Source organism: Desulfobacterales bacterium, from assembly GCA_034003325.1.
Classification (GTDB): domain Bacteria; phylum Desulfobacterota; class Desulfobacteria; order Desulfobacterales; family JAFDDL01; genus JAVEYW01.
Window position 1 is genome coordinate 151,888 of the sequence record JAVEYW010000001.1, and the last position, 16,420, is coordinate 168,307.

The following is a 16,420-nucleotide window of genomic DNA, read 5'->3' on the forward strand; positions in this document are numbered from 1 at the left end:
AACAGGAGGTGACACATGTTTGATAAAAAAGAACTTTGCAATAAAATAATTGAGATATATCCGGATATCGGAGCATGCGGCATTGATGTGACGGTGGACTATGACGAAAAAGAAAAGGCCTACGTGGTCCATCTAGAAAAAGACGGTCGCCGGCTCAAAACATACCTTCAAGACGGAGATGCGGAAAATTGTATATCCGGAAAGCAATGCGTTAGTTTGGGCATTGAAATCGCACAATTAAGGGACAATGTTCAAAAACTATGACCTCATCCGGCAAAGCCGGATGCTGGAAGGCTGGGATGCTGGGAGGCATAAAAGCCATCTTTCACTTTCAGCGCATATACATGCAAAAGCGTGCATGTTTATAGTAAAGGGTCTAATCCGGGGGTTGGAAACAGCCCCCGAAAACTTAAATCACATGCGCTACCACGATGAAGCCTGAAAACCCAACCAGAGACGAGACAGACGCTCTCGGCAGCGTTCGTGTGCCGCAACATGTTTACTACGGCGCACAGACACAACGTGCAGCGGACAATTTCCCCATCAGCGGTCTGGTCTTCCCGAAGTCGTTCATTCACGCGCTATCGTTGCTGAAAAAATGCGCGGCCGAAACAAACCGGGAACTCGGACTGCTGTCACCTGAACTTGCGGCGGCTATCGTTACCGCCGCAAATGAGGTGATGGCTGGAAAAATGGCGGATCAATTTATCGTGGATGTTTTTCAAACCGGGTCCGGCACATCCACCAATATGAATATGAATGAAGTTCTGGCGTCCCGTGCCAATGAAATTCTCACCGGGAAAAAGGGCGGGAAAGTACCCGTTCACCCGAATGATCACGTCAATCAGAGCCAATCGAGCAATGACGTGATACCATCGGTTATTCATATGGCCACCCTGGACCAGATCAAAAACAGGTTAACCCCTGCACTGCAGGGTCTTTTCTCAGCCCTGTCCGCAAAGGCGGCGGAATTTGAAGGCATCCAAAAAATCGGTCGTACCCACCTTCAGGATGCCGTGCCCATCAGCCTTGGAGACGAGTTTTCCGGATATGCGGCACAAATTCAACGCGGTCTTGATCGCCTTGCCGCCGTGGAAGGCAGGCTCTCGGAACTCACGCTCGGGGGAACCGCCGTCGGTACCGGCCTCAATGCCCCGCCGCTATTCGCAGACAAGGCCATTGCGCGCATCGCTTCAGAAACCGGAATTTCTTTTCGTAAAACCGGCAACCATTTTCAGGCACAGGCTACTCAGGATACAGCGGTGGAAACCAGTGCTATTCTGCGAACCATTGCCACCAGCCTTTTTAAAATTGCAAATGATATCAGGTGGCTTTCGTCCGGTCCCCGTTGCGGCATCGGAGAGCTGACCCTTCCCGCCATGCAGCCGGGCTCCTCCATCATGCCGGGGAAAATCAACCCGGTCATTCCCGAAGCGGTCATGCAGGTGGCAATGCAGATCTGCGGCAATGACACAACGATTATGATGGCGGGACAATCCGGCAATTTCGAACTGAATACGGCCTTGCCTGTCATTGCATACAACTTGCTGCAATCCATAGAACTGCTTTCCACCGCATCCACCGTTTTCAACCATAAATGTGTTCAGGGTATCGACGCCAACCGGGCGGCCTGCAAGGCATATCTTGATAAAAGTTTAGCCCTGGCGACAGTGCTGGTTCCCCACATCGGCTATGACCGAGCAGCGCAACTTGCTAAAATCGCTTATGAAAAAGGGGAAAAAATTCCGGAAACGGCAAGAAGGGAAAAAGTGCTGCCTGATAATATACTGAATATGCTGTTTGAATCAAAATAGAATGGGCAAGATTATTTGATTAATTTCATTCCTCTTTTTGGGGGTGATGAATAAAAGGCCTGCTTTCAAACCGGGGTTTTCGCCGGTCAAATCCTCTTCGGCGGTCGTTATTCGACCTTCTTTCAGGCAAATATCCACTATAAGAAAACTGGCGTCTGTCCAATCCGGATCGCCTTCCCCCGTTATCTCTGAGTCTGATGGCGTCCATCAAATCATCCATCGATTCCCCCATAACATTCGCACCCCTCGGTGTCGGTGTCTGTTTCATAAACCATATTCTTTTCTCAGCGCTGATCTAGCCCCGAAAACCTATGATCCGTCATAAAAAGGACCTAAAATTTTATGCCGTATCCGGGTTATGTTTCTAACGCGATCATGTTGACGGCAACACGCCTCGCTTCGGTCTAATGCCGGCAATTTGTCTAACGGTTGAACCATACAATACAAAATTTTAAAAAAGCCATGACTCCTTTCGGAAGCAATAAAGCAAATGACGGGCATCTGCTATGCCATGGCCAACGCAACAATATTTGAATTTCATATATGCAAATATCGTACACAAAGCTGTTCGTTTTTTGTTTATTTTTTATTACAACGGGTTAAAAAAACCCGCCGATCCGCGTCGTGCCAAATAAGACATCAATTACCTAATTATTATGGCATATATTACCCACTGTCTGTGGTCTAAAGTAGCCAAATCAGGCACAAAAACAAGAAGGCGCAGTTAAGTTCGCCCGGTATCACCGGCTTTGCCCGCTTCGACAAAAGACTCGAGACGAGTAATCAAGTTAAAAGTATAACTTACACCAACAGAAAGCTATTATTATAAAATTCTTTATGCGAGTAAATCCTGTTCCAGTTTCTCCGGTAAAATATCGAACGCTGAAATTGACGCGCGTTAAGCTTTGCCGATATGGCACCGGTCTATTTTACCAAGGCCCAAATTCACTTTTACTATTCAACATCAGACGGCCGCAAAGGGTTTCTCCTTGACTCCGAGGGGTGATTTTCATATGGTGTCAAGCAGAATCGTTCGTTGGCGGAGCGGTTTTATTTCCATCATCCCGATGCATTATATGCTGTTCAATCGTTTCAACTTCTAACACCAACAAGTTTTTCGATCCTATGGGCACCAGAAAACTTCTTATTTTGCTCCCGGTCGTCACCCTCATCGTACTGCTTCAGTCTTATTTTTGGGTGCCGACCTACGAAGCGCAAACCAAGGGAAACCCGCATCGGCTTGATGATTATATTACCGGATCCATAGGAGATGCCGGCATGCTCAATCCGATTTTATCCTCGGATTCGGCCAGCAGTGAAATCGAGGCACTGGTGTTCGAGGGATTAATCGACAGGGATGAGCAGTTGCGCTATCGGGGACGCCTTGCCAAAGATTGGCAAATTTATGAGGAAGCCTATTTTTATATCAACGAAACCGCCCTCATTCCGGGATTCGCCCGGGCAGCCAGTGCCGAGGCGGTGGCGGCGTTTTTGAAGGAAACCCTCCCCAAGGCTTGGCCTCATGTAACCGAAGTATCGCTGCTACCGCCGGAACGCTTTGACATCGAGAAAAACGGTTCCGATAACGCCCTTCCCGCTGAAGCAAAGAAAATCACCGTTTCCATTTCGGCACCGGCCCGCATCAAGCTGACCCTTTCCCGGGTCGACCCGGAACTTTTTGAAAACCTCGGCACATTTCTCGGCCCGAATTATTTTAAGGCCTTTCCGTCCGAAAAATATGTAAGCTTTCCCTCCCCGGTTTCCGATGCCACCTCTCTTGCCGCTGCGCTTCTACCGTCAACCGAGCACAATCCGATCCTTCTGTTTCATCTGCGGCCGAATGTCACCTTTCACGACGGGCATGGGGTGGATGCAAGGGATGTCCAATTCACCTATGAAGCGATCGTTAATCCCCGAAACCTCTCCCCCAGAATTCCGGATTATGAACCGGTCAAAGCCGTGCAGGTGGTAGACCCGCTGACGGTCAAAATCATTTATAAACGGCTTTACTCTCCTGCCATTTCAAGCTGGGCCATGGGGATTTTACCGGAGCACCTGCTTAACGATCAGGCGTTAAAAAAAGAAGCCGGCCGCCTGGGAAAAGATCCGTCCGATTTTTCCATGAGAAACAGCGGGGTTAACCAGCACCCGGTGGGGTGCGGTCCGTTCAGATTTCGGGAATGGCGTTCCGATCAGCACATCGTACTCGACCGGTTTGATGACTACTGGGAAGGCGCCCCCCACTACAAGCGGTATATTTTTCGCATCATTCCCGATGTCCTCACGCAGGAAATGGAGTTTTACGCAGGAACAGTCGATAATTACGGGGTTCAACCCCATCAGGTGGCGCGCCTGGTCAAGGACACGAGATTTCAAAATTTTTCGGGCGTCTCCTTTGGTTATTCCTACATCGGCTACAACATGCGGCGTGAGCCCTTTAACGATCCCAGAGTCCGCCGGGCGCTGGGAATGGCCATCGATACGAATAAAATCATTCGGTATGTGCTTGACGGGCAGGCGGAGCCCATCACCGGCCCTTTTGTCAAACAAACGGACTATTATAATCATGAGGTGCCGCCGCTTGCCTACGACCCCGAGGGCGCCCTGGCCCTGCTGGCATCCGCGGGCTGGAAAAAAAACAGCCGGGGCATTCTTGAAAAAAACGGCAAGCCTTTCCAGTTCACCCTGATCACGAATAACGGAAACGATCAGCGCCGTGCCATTTTGGCCATTGCGCAGGATGCCTGGAAACGGATCGGCATTGATGTGCGCACGGATTTATTGGAATGGTCGGTGTTTATTCAAAAACGGGTTAATCAGCTCGATTTTGACGCGCTGATTCTGGGCTGGCAGATGGGCATCGACCCGGATCTTTACCAACTCTGGCATTCAAGTCAGACAAACCCTTACCAACTCAATTTTGTAAGCTTTAAAAACCCCGAGGCCGACGATCTGATCATTAAAATCAGGCAGGAATACAACCATGAACGCCAGGTCGCTTATTGCCGTCGCCTGCACCGGATTATCGCCGACGCCCAGCCCTATACCTTTCTCTATGTGGGCAAATGGACGGCGGTATTGGACAAGCGCATTGTGATCAAGGAAACCGGCCCGGACGGCCATTCACGGTATAAAAAGATTACCCCGACGAAAACCGGAAATTTCAACTTCCATTTCAACCGATGGATCAAGCTCAGTGAACCGCCGGTATTTGCGGCGGGAGGCTAACCGTAAAAATTCAAGGATATACGCCCATGCTTTCATTTATCGGCCGCAGCCTGACCCAGAAACTTGTAACGCTTTTTTTTGTTTCCATTGTCTCGTTTCTGATCATTCATTTGGCCCCCGGAAAACCGAGTCAGGTGGATCCGCTGAATCCCAAGTTCACGCCTGAAGTGGTCGAGCGGTTTCGCAAGGCCTTTCATCTGGATAAACCCCTGCATGTGCAATACTGGTATTTTTACAGAAACCTCTTTACCGGAAACACCCTTTCCTGGAAGGATAACCAACCGGTCTTAAAAAAAATATGGGAACGGTTTATCAACAGCCTGCCGCTGTTTATCGTGGGCACCATTTTAACCTGGACCTTGTCGTTCCCGGTAGGAATCCGTTCGGCCATTCGCCGTGGCGGCGTGTTTGATCGAAGCGCCACCTTTATCGCCTACCTTCTCATTTCCATTCCTGGCTTTTATTTCGCCTATATTTTAATCATCTTTGTGGTAAAATGGTTTCATGTGCCGGTGATCGGCATGGAAACCTTCGGCATGGCCGACGCCCCACCACTCGTCATGGTCATGGACCGGATTTGGCATCTGGTGATTCCTTCGGTGCTGGGCGCCACCGGCGGAATCGCATTTTTATCCCGATACGTGCGAAGCCAGATGCTGGAAGTGCAAAGCCAGGATTACGTCCGAACCGCCCGCGCCAAGGGCTTGCCCGCGGAAATGGTGTATTATAAGCATGCCCTGAGAAATGCGCTGCTTCCGTTTGTCACCATGTTCGGCCTGATCCTGCCGGGGCTGATCGGCGGATCGGTCATCATCGAGTCGATTTTCTCGTGGCCCGGCATGGGCCGCATGGCGTATGAGGCCATTCTTGCCAGGGATTATCCGGTGATTTTAACCGTCAACTTTGTTTCGGCCATTCTGGTATTGATGGGAACCCTTCTATCAGATCTCTTATACACGATCGTTGATCCAAGGATACGCCTGTCATGATGAATACGAACACGGCACTCCCGCTTTCGCCACCGCTTGAAGCGCCGGCAGCACCGAAACAAACCCCGTTTCAGGCGGTTTGGCGGCTGTTTCGAAAAAACCGCATGGCCGGTATCGGGCTCGTCATTTTCATCGCTTTTTTTGGTATAGCGCTCTTGGGGCTGGCACTGACCTCCGGGCAAGCACCCGCCCTTGATCCCTCCCTCATTCGGTTGCAGGAAAAACTTCGGCCGCCGCTGTCCAAGGCGACCCTGGAAACCTTGCGCCCCGAGGAAGTCCCGCCTTTTGAGTATTATTTCTTCGGCACGGATGATTTGGGACGGGATGTCTTTGCCCGCATGCTTCAGGGGGCCTGGGTCTCCCTGACCGTGGGGTTCGTGGCGGTGGGCATTTCGGTGTTGATCGGCATTTTCCTGGGCGGCATCGCGGGGTATTACGGGCAGCAGTCCATCACGATTCACCACCTTCTCCTCTCTATTTTCCTTTTGACCGGGCTGGGACTATCCATCGCAACACTGCCGTTTCAAGCTGCCGGCGCCTTTTTGGGATGCGCCTTGCTTTTATTCATCCGATATCGGCATTCTCATTCGAAAAAGAGGCCTTCCCGATTTCAAAGCTTCCTCGCCAGCCCCACCATGACCATCGATACCTTCATCATGCGACTGGTGGACATCATGCTGTGCTTCCCCAGCTTTTTTCTGATACTGACCGTGGTCGCCCTGTTGCCGGCCAGCATTTATAACATCATGATCATTATCGGGTTGACCAGTTGGATGGGCACGACCCGATTCGTCCGGGCGGAATTTCTTTCTTTGCGGGAACTGGATTTTGTCTCAGCGGCCCGGGCGCTCGGCGTCGGAAATTTTCGGATTATTTTTCGGCACATCATGCCCAACGCCATCGCGCCGGTTCTGGTCTCAGCCACCATCGGCATCGCCGGTGCCATTCTGACCGAAGCGGGGTTAAGTTTTTTGGGATTTGGGGTCCCGCCGCCTCACGCCACCTGGGGAAATATTCTTTCGGACGGCAAGCGCTTTATTTTTGACGCCCCCTGGTTGACCTTCATTCCGGGCACGGCCATTCTCGTGGTGGTTCTGGCGTTTAATCTCTTTGGTGAAGGACTGCGCGATGCGCTGAATCCAAGGCTTCGGGAACGATAACCATTGAAAGCGATCATGGCAAAAACCATTCGGCAAGATTCATCGGCACCCAACGCGCCGCTGTTGCGCGTTGAGGCGTTAAAGGTCTTCTTTCACGGGGATCAGCATATCGCAAAAGCCGTGGATGGGGTCAGTTTCGAGGTGCGAAAAAAAGAAACCGTGTGCCTGGTGGGCGAATCGGGTTGCGGCAAAAGTGTTTCGGCATTGAGCATTTTAGGCCTGGTGCCGACGCCGCCCGGGGAAATCGCTGAAGGTGCCATTCAGTTCAACGGAATGGCACTACTCAACTGTTCCGAAGAAACGCTGCAAAGAATACGTGGCGACCAGATTGCCATGATTTTTCAGGAGCCGCTAAGTTCTCTAAACCCGGTCTTTACCATCGGTGCCCAGATTCAGGAAGCCATCGATATTCATCAGGCACCCGGACCAAAGGCATCCCTTGCCAAAACCATCGCGCTGCTGACCGATGTCGGCATTGCCTCGCCGGCGGAGAGAGTAAACGATTACCCGCACCAGCTCAGCGGCGGGCAGCGTCAACGGGTTATGATTGCCATGGCGCTGGCCTGCGATCCAGCGCTGATTATCGCGGACGAGCCCACAACCGCCCTGGATGTGACGGTTCAAGCGCAAATTCTCGCCCTGCTGCAAAAAATTAAAAAAGAACGCGGCATGTCGATTCTTTATATCACGCATGATCTGGGTGTCGTGGGCGACATTGCGGACCGGGTCTATGTCATGTACAGCGGCGTGATCGTGGAACAGGGTACCGTCGCGCAGTTGTTTCAAACGCCCCGTCACCCTTACACGCAGGGCCTTCTGGCATCGCTGCCCACGCGCGCCAAACGGGGAAAACGGCTCTACAGCATTCCCGGTGCGGTTCCTGACCCCGCGCACAAGCCGACAGGATGCCCGTTTCACCCCCGGTGCCCGGAGGCGATCGAAAATTGCCGAAATGCCTTTCCGGAAATGTGCGACTATGGCAATGATCATTCGGCACGCTGCCCGGTGTTGTACAACAGGATGAAGGTCACCGCATGAAGGATATGTCCCCACCCCTCCTGAAGACCGACGCCCTTAAAAAATATTTCCCGATTCGGCGGGGAATTTTGCAGCGAACCACCGGCTGGGTCAAGGCGGTTGACGGCGTGGACCTGAGTATCGAAACCGGAAAAACGCTGGGACTGGTGGGAGAAAGCGGCTGCGGGAAATCCACGGTGGCCCGGCTTATTTTGCGTCTCCTGGCGCCGGACGCCGGCACCATTTCTTTTAAAGGGCAAGAAATCGCTTCGCTGAGCGAAAAAGAACTAAAACCGATACGAAAGGAAATGCAAATTGTTTTTCAGGATCCGTTCGGATCGCTAAATCCCCGCATGACCGTTGGCCAATCCATTATGGAGGGCATTCGCCAAACCGCCCCTGCCCCGGGGCAAAGCCGAGCGCAGCATCTTGACGCTTTACTCCGGATGGTGGGGATATCCCCCGAAAGCGCGGACCGGTACCCCCACGAATTTTCCGGGGGTCAGCGTCAACGGATCGGTATCGCCAGGGCGTTAAGCGTATCGCCGTCGCTGATTATCTGTGATGAGCCGATTTCCGCGTTGGACGTATCGATTCAGGCACAAATCATCAACCTGTTAAAAGACCTTCAGGATCAGCTCGGCGTCAGTTACCTGTTTATCTCCCATGATCTGAACGTGGTGGGTTATTTATGCCACACGGTTTCGGTCATGTACCAGGGGCAAATCGTGGAGCATGCCGCCAGTGAGGAGATCTTCGAGGATCCGCGCCATCCCTACACCTTGTCATTGCTTGCGGCCGCTCCGGGGTTGCGTATCGGGGAAGCTGAAATGGTTCGCCCCCCCATCGCCGACGCGCCCGGAAATAATCCCGTTTCGACCGGGTGCCGCTATCTCGGCAAATGTCCTCGGGAAATACCGGCCTGCCGGGAGCCGAATGTCCCATTTATTCAGGTTAGCCACACCCATTATGTACGATGCCGAAATGCGTTCTGATTGATGCCGTATTGTTGAAAAACCTTATCAACCGAGAGGATTTTCCGTGTTAACCAATTGGTTTATCAATTTAAACCCCATCGTGCAGGCATTGATTGCCACCCTATTTACCTGGTTTATAACCGCCGCCGGCGCCGGCCTCGTATTTTTCTTTAAGACCATTAACCGGAAAATACTGGATGCCATGCTCGGGTTTGCCGCAGGGGTTATGATTGCCGCCAGTTACTGGTCGCTCCTGGCGCCGGCCATTGAAATGGCGGAAGGCTCGGGCGTTCCCGCCTGGGTACCGGCGACCTGCGGATTTTTGCTCGGCGGGTGCTTTCTCTGGGGTATTGACAAGGTAATGCCACACCTGCACCTGGGCTTTCCAATGGCAGAGGCGGAAGGCATCAAAACAAGTTGGCGCCGAAGCGTTCTGCTCGTTCTGGCCATCACCATTCACAATATTCCCGAAGGGCTGGCCGTGGGGGTTGCTTTCGGCGCACTGGCCGCCGACCTGCCGTCCGCGTCCCTGGGCGGCGCCATGGCCCTGGCGCTGGGTATCGGCATTCAAAACTTCCCCGAAGGCACGGCCGTTTCCGTGCCGCTTCGCCGGGAAGGGTTTTCGCGCCTGAAAAGTTTCTGGTACGGCCAACTTTCCGGCATTGTGGAACCGATAGCCGGCGTCACAGGCGCCATGGCCGTCATTTATATGCGGCCCATTCTCCCCTATGCACTGGCATTTGCTGCTGGGGCAATGATCTATGTGGTCATTGAGGAGTTAATCCCGGAATCTCAACTTGAAAAAAATACGGATCTGGCGACCATGGGGGCGATGGCAGGATTTGCAGTGATGATGACATTGGATGTCGCATTGGGATGATCCAATCATGATCCAATCATTGACAAAACCATTTCTCAGCCGTTAGACATGCTCAGGTTAACTCAAAACCCAATCAAAACGAAACCGCCAGGAAAACCATGATGATTAAAATATACACCTATCCGTCCAAATCGGCTGAAAAGCGCGTCTCCGCCGTTTCCAATCGCGGCCTATCCTTCAGCAAAAAAGACCACGCCGATGTACTGCGTATTCTACAAACCGTTCAAAAAAAGGGCGATAGCGCCCTGATTCACTATGTCAACCGGTTTGACGCGCCGAACCTGAAACTCTCGGATCTTAAGGTGAGCAATGCCGAGATGGCGGAAGCCGCCGAAAAAGTGGATGCGGATTTCTTAAAATCCCTGAATCGAGCGGCTTTTCAGATCGATCAATTCCACCGGCGTCAGGTCCGCCAGTCCTGGATTCAGACGGACCGGCCCGGTACCCTGTTGGGGCAGCTCGTTACCCCGGTGGATGCGGCCGGCATTTATGTGCCGGGCGGCAAAAGCGGCAAAACCCCGCTGGTCTCATCCGTGCTGATGGGCGCCATTCCTGCCAAAATCGCGGGCGTCAAGCAGGTTGTCATGGCAACGCCGCCCACGGCGGAGGGCGGGGTGAGCCCCTATCTGCTGGCCGCGGCAAAAAAAGCGGGGGTAAATGCGGTTTATAAAATCGGCAGCGCCTGGGCCATCGCGGCGCTGGCCTACGGCACCCAAACCATTCCCAAGGTGGATGTCATTGTCGGCCCCGGAAATATCTATGTCACGCTTGCCAAAAAAATCGTATCCGGCACCGTCGGCATCGACATGATCGCCGGCCCCAGTGAAATTCTGGTGCTTGCCGACGACACCGCCGATCCCGCCTTTATCGCGGCGGATCTCTTGAGCCAAGCCGAACATGATGCGTTGGCATCGGCTATTCTGGTAACAAATTCCAAAAAAATAGCCGCCGCCGTAGCCGGGGAAATGGAAAAACAACTGGCCCAACTGGATCGCCGGGAGATTGCCGAAGCCTCCCTTGCTGCTTACGGCGCGATCTTTGTTGTTCAGGAAATGGCCAAGGCCGTAACCCTTGCCAACCAGTTTGCGCCGGAGCACCTGGAACTGATGGTTCAAAATCCTTTCGACTATATCGGAAAACTGCGCAATGCGGGCGCCATCTTCATGGGTCACTACACACCGGAACCGGTGGGAGATTATATGGCAGGCCCCAACCATGTCCTGCCGACAGCCGGCACGGCCCGGTATGCCTCAGCCCTATCGGTGGACAATTTCATTAAAAAAACCAGCATTCTTCATTATGACCGGGAAGCGTTTCTGGCAGAAGCGGAGGATATCATTCGGCTGGCTGAAATTGAGGGCCTCGGCGCTCACGCCCGATCCGTCAGGGTACGGTTGAAATCTGAAACTCCGGCGGATTCATGATCGCTTTTTTCACGGAACATTGACCAACGACTCGAATTAACGTTTTTTTATATTTTTCAGGAAATTCATCGGGCAGGTGAATGTGAATGCGAACGGTTTCCAGCCTGCCCTTTTCTTCATGATAATCGCTCAGAAGGGACAATCGTATGTTGTCCGTCGAAATCTTTCTGGCTTCGCAAAAGGAAAGCACATAAAACCCGGCGCAGGTGCCCAACGCGCTTAGAAAAAGATCAAACGGGCCGGGAGCCGAATTTTCACCGCCATCCGCCACGGGCTGATCGGTTTGGACCGTAAAGCCATTGAATGTTGCGTTGATTTTTTTGCCACCTTCAAACCTAATATCAAATTCCATTCATCCCTCACTTTGGTTAACTGCATTCCGCCATGCCGGTCTCCTGTCCCGAACAATTTTGAGAAATCTAATCGTAACAGCGCGTTGTTGTCAAAGGAAAACGCTTGACACCTTTTTCATCCCCCTGATAGCGTCAAAATTCACTCCGAAAGGCAGCGGTAATCGCCAACGAGCACGCCGGCCTCGGCATTTCAAACGCGTTTTTTTGATGGCGGCAAAATAAGGCCATGGTTAAACACAACATTTTCCAAATTATTCGTGATCGATATGACGGGTTAAGCCATACCTACCAACATATTGCCGAATTCATCATGAACAATATGGAAACAGCCATCTTTGCGTCTCTCGGGGAATTATCCAAACGAACCGGCGTCTCGGATGCCACCCTGATCCGCTTTGCCCGCGAGCTTGGATTCAAAGGCTTCCAGGACATGCGGGAAGCCATGGCGGCCTATATTCGAGGGGTTATATACCCGTCGCATAAAAAGCAATCGGCTTTCGATCAAAAAGAAATCCCCGTTCTGGAAAAAGTCTGGAATATGGACATTGAATTCATCAACCAGACCATGGAAGGCATTGACCGGGAATGGTTCAAAAGCGCCATTGACGTCATTGCCAGTGCCGAGCGAATCTACGCCATGGGATGGGGCACCTCGTCATTTCTGGCTGAATTTCTTTGCTTCCAGTTGGATCGACTCGGATATAACGCCGTGGCCCTGGTGCGGGAGCGCCGCCCGCTCATTGAACGCATGTTATACCTTAAACGGGGAGATGTGCTGATTGTATTTGACTTTCAGCTCTATATTCATGAAGTGGTGGAAGCGGTGGAATACCTGCGAACCCATGTGGAAGGGGTCAAAGTGATTACCATCACAAGTGATGCCACAGCGCAGATCGTTCAATATGCGGATTACAGTTTTTTTTGCGTCTTCTGGGCGGTAGTGGGCAGAAGCGAGGCGCTCATGGGCTCCTTAAGCGCCCCCATGAGCCTGATCAATGCCATCTGCGAGGCCGTCATTGCCAAAGCACCGGATAAGGCAAAAGAATCTCTTGAAAAAATAGAAAAAGACGTCATGAACAATCCGGCCCGGTTCTACCCGTACAGCAGGCGAACCGTCAAAATGAGGGAAAAGGAGGGGCCCTAAATAAGTTTTGATCTTGATTTGCTTTGGGAATTTTGCCATGTGAACTTCAACGGACCGGCTGAATACCCCTTAGCCCGAATCGCTTCGACCACACCCATGGGCTGTGGTCTTTGTTGTCTTAACGATGCGATTAATACCGGCTTTCAATCTGTGTTCGGGTTACAACAACCATTACAGTCATGGAATTTTTATCACGGGAGGTAATAGTATTATGGCTATCGCCATCAAAAAAGCGGACACCCTGAAGCCCAAGCCCGCAACCGAGAAACTCGAATTCGGCACCCTCTTTACCGATCACATGTTTAACATGGATTATAATCCTGAGGAGGGATGGCATAATCTCCGAATCGAACCGTATCGTCCCATTGTCATGGATCCGGCCGCCATGGTACTGCACTATGCCCAATCGGCCTTTGAAGGGTTAAAGGCTTATCATACGCCATCCGGGAAAATTCAGCTGTTTCGGCCGATGGAAAATCTTAAACGGATGAACCACTCCTGCCGGCGCTTATGCATTCCCGAAATTAATGAGGCCGCTGTAATGGATGCCATGAAAAGACTCATTCAACTGGAAAAAGACTGGGTGCCGACAACACCGGGAACCTCTCTTTATATTCGGCCCACCGTTATCGCCATGGATCCCTTCCTCGGCGTGCGAGCTTCCCACACCTACCTTTTCTATATCATTCTCTCTCCGGTGGGCGCCTATTATGCGGAAGGATTCAACCCCGTTAAGATCTGGGTAACCAAGGACTATGTGCGTGCGGCCAGGGGCGGTATCGGTGAATCCAAGGCCTCGGCCAACTATGCGGCCAGCCTCTATGCCGGTGAAATCGCCAAAAAAGAAGGCTACACGCAGGTGCTGTGGCTCGATGCGGTCGAGCAGCGCTTCGTGGAAGAAGTCGGCTCCATGAATATCTTTTTCGTGATCAATGATGAAATCATCACCCCTGCGCTGAACGGCAGCATTCTGCCCGGCATTACCAGAAAATCGGTCATCGAACTGGCGGCCACATGGGGAATGAAGGTTTCGGAAAGAAAAATCGCCATCGACGAGGTCCTTAACGCCCACGCGAGCGGCAATCTTAATGAAATTTTCGGCACCGGCACGGCGGCCGTTATCTCGCCCGTTGGGACCCTTAAGTATGGCGACAAAGTGATCAGCGTGGGCGATAGCCGTGTCGGGCCTATTTCCCAGAGACTCTTTGACGAGCTAAAAGCCATTCAGTACGGCGAAGCGCCGGACACCCTGAACTGGATCGAGCCGGTCGTATAATGGTGGGATCGACACGCCTCAACGGCGGCATGGCCGATTCGAAAGGGACCGATTTCTACTCCGGGGCCATACCCCATCTTTACGGCCCCTGGAAAAACGGCCATGCCAAGCACCGGGCAATTACGTGGCTGGCGTTGATCACGCAGGTTTCATCAAGGGTGCGAATACGATAGACCGTTTAAATTTCAGCCTTTTCCCATGTCGTTATCGATGCGCTGTGACAGCACCGACATTCGGTTTTGAAGCGTTTCCCCTTGAGCCATGAGCGTCGAAAGATGGCTGTCTCGCGCCTGAATATTCAGTAGAAACGGCTTGACATTATCGGATATGTCATCGTGGAGTTGCGAAAAGCGTGCTGAAAGTTGTTGCATCAGCCGCTCCCGGAACTGATCCCGGCCATTTTGAATCGCCTGAGCAAACTCCCGCAAAATTTTCCCTCTTTTGGCCACGAGCACCCCGCCGGTGATAAACAATCCAAGACCGGCCAGAATACCGCCCGTAATATCCAGAAGGGTGACATGGGTCGTTAATAAGAGCGCACCGAGCAGGGTCAGGGTGCTGCCGCCCATCAACCGTGAGGGCATGGCCGCCGGGTTCGCCGCCAGCGTGTCATGGAAGAGATCCTTTGCCGCCATGGCATCGACTTTCCGGCGAATGTCCTGAATGACTTCCGTTCGTTTTTCATCCCATACGCTTTTTCGGCCGCCGTCGGGAGTAACGTGAATCGTCTGGCTCAGCTCATCGTCTATCCGCGCCACCAGATCTTGAATCGTTTCCATAAACTGCCAGGATCGCTCGCCGGTTTCCTGAATCAGCGCCTCGGCCAAACGGGTTTCAAACTGGGTCTGAAGTTCTTCCAGCCATGCGGTAACGGACTTTTTTCGGCTGAGCGTGCCACGAATCGCCCGTTTATAAAGCGCCACCACAGACAATCCTTCCTCGAAATCCGAACGAATTTCAAGGCCGATCCGATCATAGCGGGCGCAAAGGGCATCCACAAAGTGCTCAACATCCCGCGCCATATTCTTTTTACCGGCCGCAAGATAGTCCTGAATTCGCCCGGCTGCATTTCGGTCCGCATCGAGTCGCGCCCGGTATTCCTGAAGCGTGTTGTAGACCTTTTTGAGTGCTTGTTCCCCGGAAGTCAGCGTTGTAGAAAGTTTCAGATAAAGATGTCGCCCGCCGGTCACGGTCTTCCGTATATAGTCACGAATAGCCTCAAAGCCGCTGCGCGCATCTTTCTCCTGTTCCCATTTGGCGGATACCACAAAAATCAGCGGTGCGTTTATGCCACGTTTTTCGGCATACTCGCGCACCTTGGCCGTATTGACGGAAAGCTCGTTTTCGGTTGCCAGATCCGCCTGCTGCAACACAAAGACCACCCGTTTTCGCCACTGCTCGCTGATATAGTCCAGAAGCTCCCAAGCGGTTCTCGTATGGGGGTTTTTGGCGGGAAACACAAACAGCACCAGTCCGCTGTTGGGAATATATTGTTCGGTAATCTCATAATGATGCTCGATCACCGTGTTGGTGCCCGGTGTGTCCACAATACTGATGTGCTTGAGTACCTCAACAGGCAGACCGATTCTGAGATGATGAGGATTGATTTCCGTTTCAGTCTGCTGGGCGCTATAGACGATCTGTTGAATTGTATCCGTGCAGGGTGCCGGGTCCACCCGGCAGATATCCGTCTCCAGAAGCGCATTGATAAAGCTGCTTTTTCCGGCTTTTATTTCACCCACGACGACAAATAAAAAAGGTTCGTTGACATGCAGCCGAATGTCGTGAATCACTTCGGCCAACGCGGCATCTTCCAGTGTCTTGGCCAGCGCGTATAACTCTTCGAGCCAGGACGAGACTTCCGTTCGATAGCGCTCAAACGTCTCGTTGATAACAGTGTTTTCCAAAGGCTCCCCTTTCCGGACGAACGGTAACTGCCCTGAAGTAAAAACAAAAGGGGCGAAACACCCCCTATAACGATTTGAATATACAACCTATTTATAGTAAATGGACCATGCCAAAAGCCGGTGGGGGTGTCAATAGAAATGTCGCGCTTGACCCGGCGGCCGCAATTGAGCCTCATGCAAAACCCGAAGGATGAATATAAAAAAAAGCGCCTCTTGAACCCACCATCATTTTCAAGAGGCGCTTGTTATTA

At 52.1% G+C, this 16,420-nt stretch carries 14 protein-coding genes; 12 read left to right on the forward strand and 2 right to left on the reverse strand.

The features are described from left to right. Nucleotides 1–15 precede the first annotated feature (15 nt). The 9 genes from RBT11_00670 (at nt 16) to hisD (ending at nt 11,489) form a co-directional block, all read left to right on the forward strand. Entirely contained in the window at nt 16–264 is a 249-nt protein-coding gene (locus RBT11_00670) for a hypothetical protein (GenBank protein ID MDX9785267.1), read from the forward strand. A 167-nt stretch (nt 265–431) separates the two neighbouring features. After that, nucleotides 432–1,814, forward strand: coding sequence for a class II fumarate hydratase (locus tag RBT11_00675; protein ID MDX9785268.1), 1,383 nt, complete (start codon nt 432–434; stop codon nt 1,812–1,814). 1,125 nt (nt 1,815–2,939) lie between these two features. Then, the gene (locus tag RBT11_00680; protein MDX9785269.1) at nt 2,940–5,042 is read left to right on the forward strand and encodes an ABC transporter substrate-binding protein; all 2,103 of its coding nucleotides are present in this window, start codon (nt 2,940–2,942) and stop codon (nt 5,040–5,042) included. A 26-nt stretch (nt 5,043–5,068) separates the two neighbouring features. Beyond that, complete coding sequence (locus RBT11_00685) at nt 5,069–6,031, forward strand: ABC transporter permease (protein MDX9785270.1); 963 nt, start codon at nt 5,069–5,071, stop codon at nt 6,029–6,031. After that, nucleotides 6,028–7,191, forward strand: a complete 1,164-nt coding sequence (locus RBT11_00690) for an ABC transporter permease (GenBank protein MDX9785271.1) — start codon at nt 6,028–6,030, stop codon at nt 7,189–7,191. Before RBT11_00685 ends, RBT11_00690 begins: the two co-directional genes overlap by 4 nt. A 15-nt stretch (nt 7,192–7,206) precedes the next feature. Then, a complete protein-coding gene (locus tag RBT11_00695; GenBank protein ID MDX9785272.1) occupies nt 7,207–8,229 on the forward strand; it encodes an ABC transporter ATP-binding protein in 1,023 nt (340 codons plus the stop codon). Further along, nucleotides 8,226–9,203, forward strand: coding sequence for an ATP-binding cassette domain-containing protein (locus RBT11_00700; protein MDX9785273.1), 978 nt, complete (start codon nt 8,226–8,228; stop codon nt 9,201–9,203). The genes RBT11_00695 and RBT11_00700 overlap by 4 nt, the downstream gene beginning before the upstream one ends. Before the next feature lie 46 nt (nt 9,204–9,249). After that, a complete protein-coding gene (locus tag RBT11_00705) occupies nt 9,250–10,065 on the forward strand; it encodes a ZIP family metal transporter (protein MDX9785274.1) in 816 nt (271 codons plus the stop codon). Between the two features lie 98 nt (nt 10,066–10,163). Next, nucleotides 10,164–11,489: a histidinol dehydrogenase gene (hisD, locus tag RBT11_00710; GenBank protein ID MDX9785275.1), complete on the forward strand. Its 1,326-nt coding sequence runs from the start codon at nt 10,164–10,166 to the stop codon at nt 11,487–11,489. Here hisD and RBT11_00715 read toward each other — a convergent pair. After that, complete coding sequence (locus RBT11_00715; protein MDX9785276.1) at nt 11,449–11,841, reverse strand: OsmC family protein; 393 nt, start codon at nt 11,839–11,841, stop codon at nt 11,449–11,451. The two genes, hisD and RBT11_00715, sit on opposite strands and share 41 nt — an antisense overlap. Before the next feature lie 227 nt (nt 11,842–12,068). Between RBT11_00715 and RBT11_00720 the strand changes: the two genes are divergently transcribed. The 3 genes from RBT11_00720 (at nt 12,069) to RBT11_00730 (ending at nt 14,435) form a co-directional block, all read left to right on the forward strand. Beyond that, complete coding sequence (locus tag RBT11_00720; GenBank protein MDX9785277.1) at nt 12,069–12,986, forward strand: MurR/RpiR family transcriptional regulator; 918 nt, start codon at nt 12,069–12,071, stop codon at nt 12,984–12,986. A 211-nt stretch (nt 12,987–13,197) separates the two neighbouring features. Beyond that, nucleotides 13,198–14,262: a branched-chain amino acid aminotransferase gene (locus tag RBT11_00725; GenBank protein MDX9785278.1), complete on the forward strand. Its 1,065-nt coding sequence runs from the start codon at nt 13,198–13,200 to the stop codon at nt 14,260–14,262. Further along, nucleotides 14,262–14,435, forward strand: coding sequence for a hypothetical protein (locus RBT11_00730; protein MDX9785279.1), 174 nt, complete (start codon nt 14,262–14,264; stop codon nt 14,433–14,435). Before RBT11_00725 ends, RBT11_00730 begins: the two co-directional genes overlap by 1 nt. 12 nt (nt 14,436–14,447) lie before the next feature. On the opposite strand, the gene RBT11_00735 is transcribed toward RBT11_00730, so the two are convergent. After that, nucleotides 14,448–16,169, reverse strand: a complete 1,722-nt coding sequence (locus RBT11_00735) for a dynamin family protein (protein MDX9785280.1) — start codon at nt 16,167–16,169, stop codon at nt 14,448–14,450. Nucleotides 16,170–16,420 lie beyond the last annotated feature (251 nt).

What these genes read in the sequence shown, in the direction of transcription:
- RBT11_00695 (MDX9785272.1), top strand. Translation starts at nt 7,207, where the DNA reads ATGGCAAAAACCATTCGGCAAGATTCATCGGCACCCAACGCGCCGCTG.
- RBT11_00720 (MDX9785277.1), top strand. Translation starts at nt 12,069, where the DNA reads ATGGTTAAACACAACATTTTCCAAATTATTCGTGATCGATATGACGGG.
- hisD (MDX9785275.1), top strand. Translation starts at nt 10,164, where the DNA reads ATGATGATTAAAATATACACCTATCCGTCCAAATCGGCTGAAAAGCGC.
- RBT11_00685 (MDX9785270.1), top strand. Translation starts at nt 5,069, where the DNA reads ATGCTTTCATTTATCGGCCGCAGCCTGACCCAGAAACTTGTAACGCTT.
- RBT11_00690 (MDX9785271.1), top strand. Translation starts at nt 6,028, where the DNA reads ATGATGAATACGAACACGGCACTCCCGCTTTCGCCACCGCTTGAAGCG.
- RBT11_00675 (MDX9785268.1), top strand. Translation starts at nt 432, where the DNA reads ATGAAGCCTGAAAACCCAACCAGAGACGAGACAGACGCTCTCGGCAGC.
- RBT11_00680 (MDX9785269.1), top strand. Translation starts at nt 2,940, where the DNA reads ATGGGCACCAGAAAACTTCTTATTTTGCTCCCGGTCGTCACCCTCATC.
- RBT11_00670 (MDX9785267.1), top strand. Translation starts at nt 16, where the DNA reads ATGTTTGATAAAAAAGAACTTTGCAATAAAATAATTGAGATATATCCG.
- RBT11_00730 (MDX9785279.1), top strand. Translation starts at nt 14,262, where the DNA reads ATGGTGGGATCGACACGCCTCAACGGCGGCATGGCCGATTCGAAAGGG.
- RBT11_00715 (MDX9785276.1), bottom strand. Translation starts at nt 11,841, where the DNA reads ATGGAATTTGATATTAGGTTTGAAGGTGGCAAAAAAATCAACGCAACA.
- RBT11_00700 (MDX9785273.1), top strand. Translation starts at nt 8,226, where the DNA reads ATGAAGGATATGTCCCCACCCCTCCTGAAGACCGACGCCCTTAAAAAA.
- RBT11_00725 (MDX9785278.1), top strand. Translation starts at nt 13,198, where the DNA reads ATGGCTATCGCCATCAAAAAAGCGGACACCCTGAAGCCCAAGCCCGCA.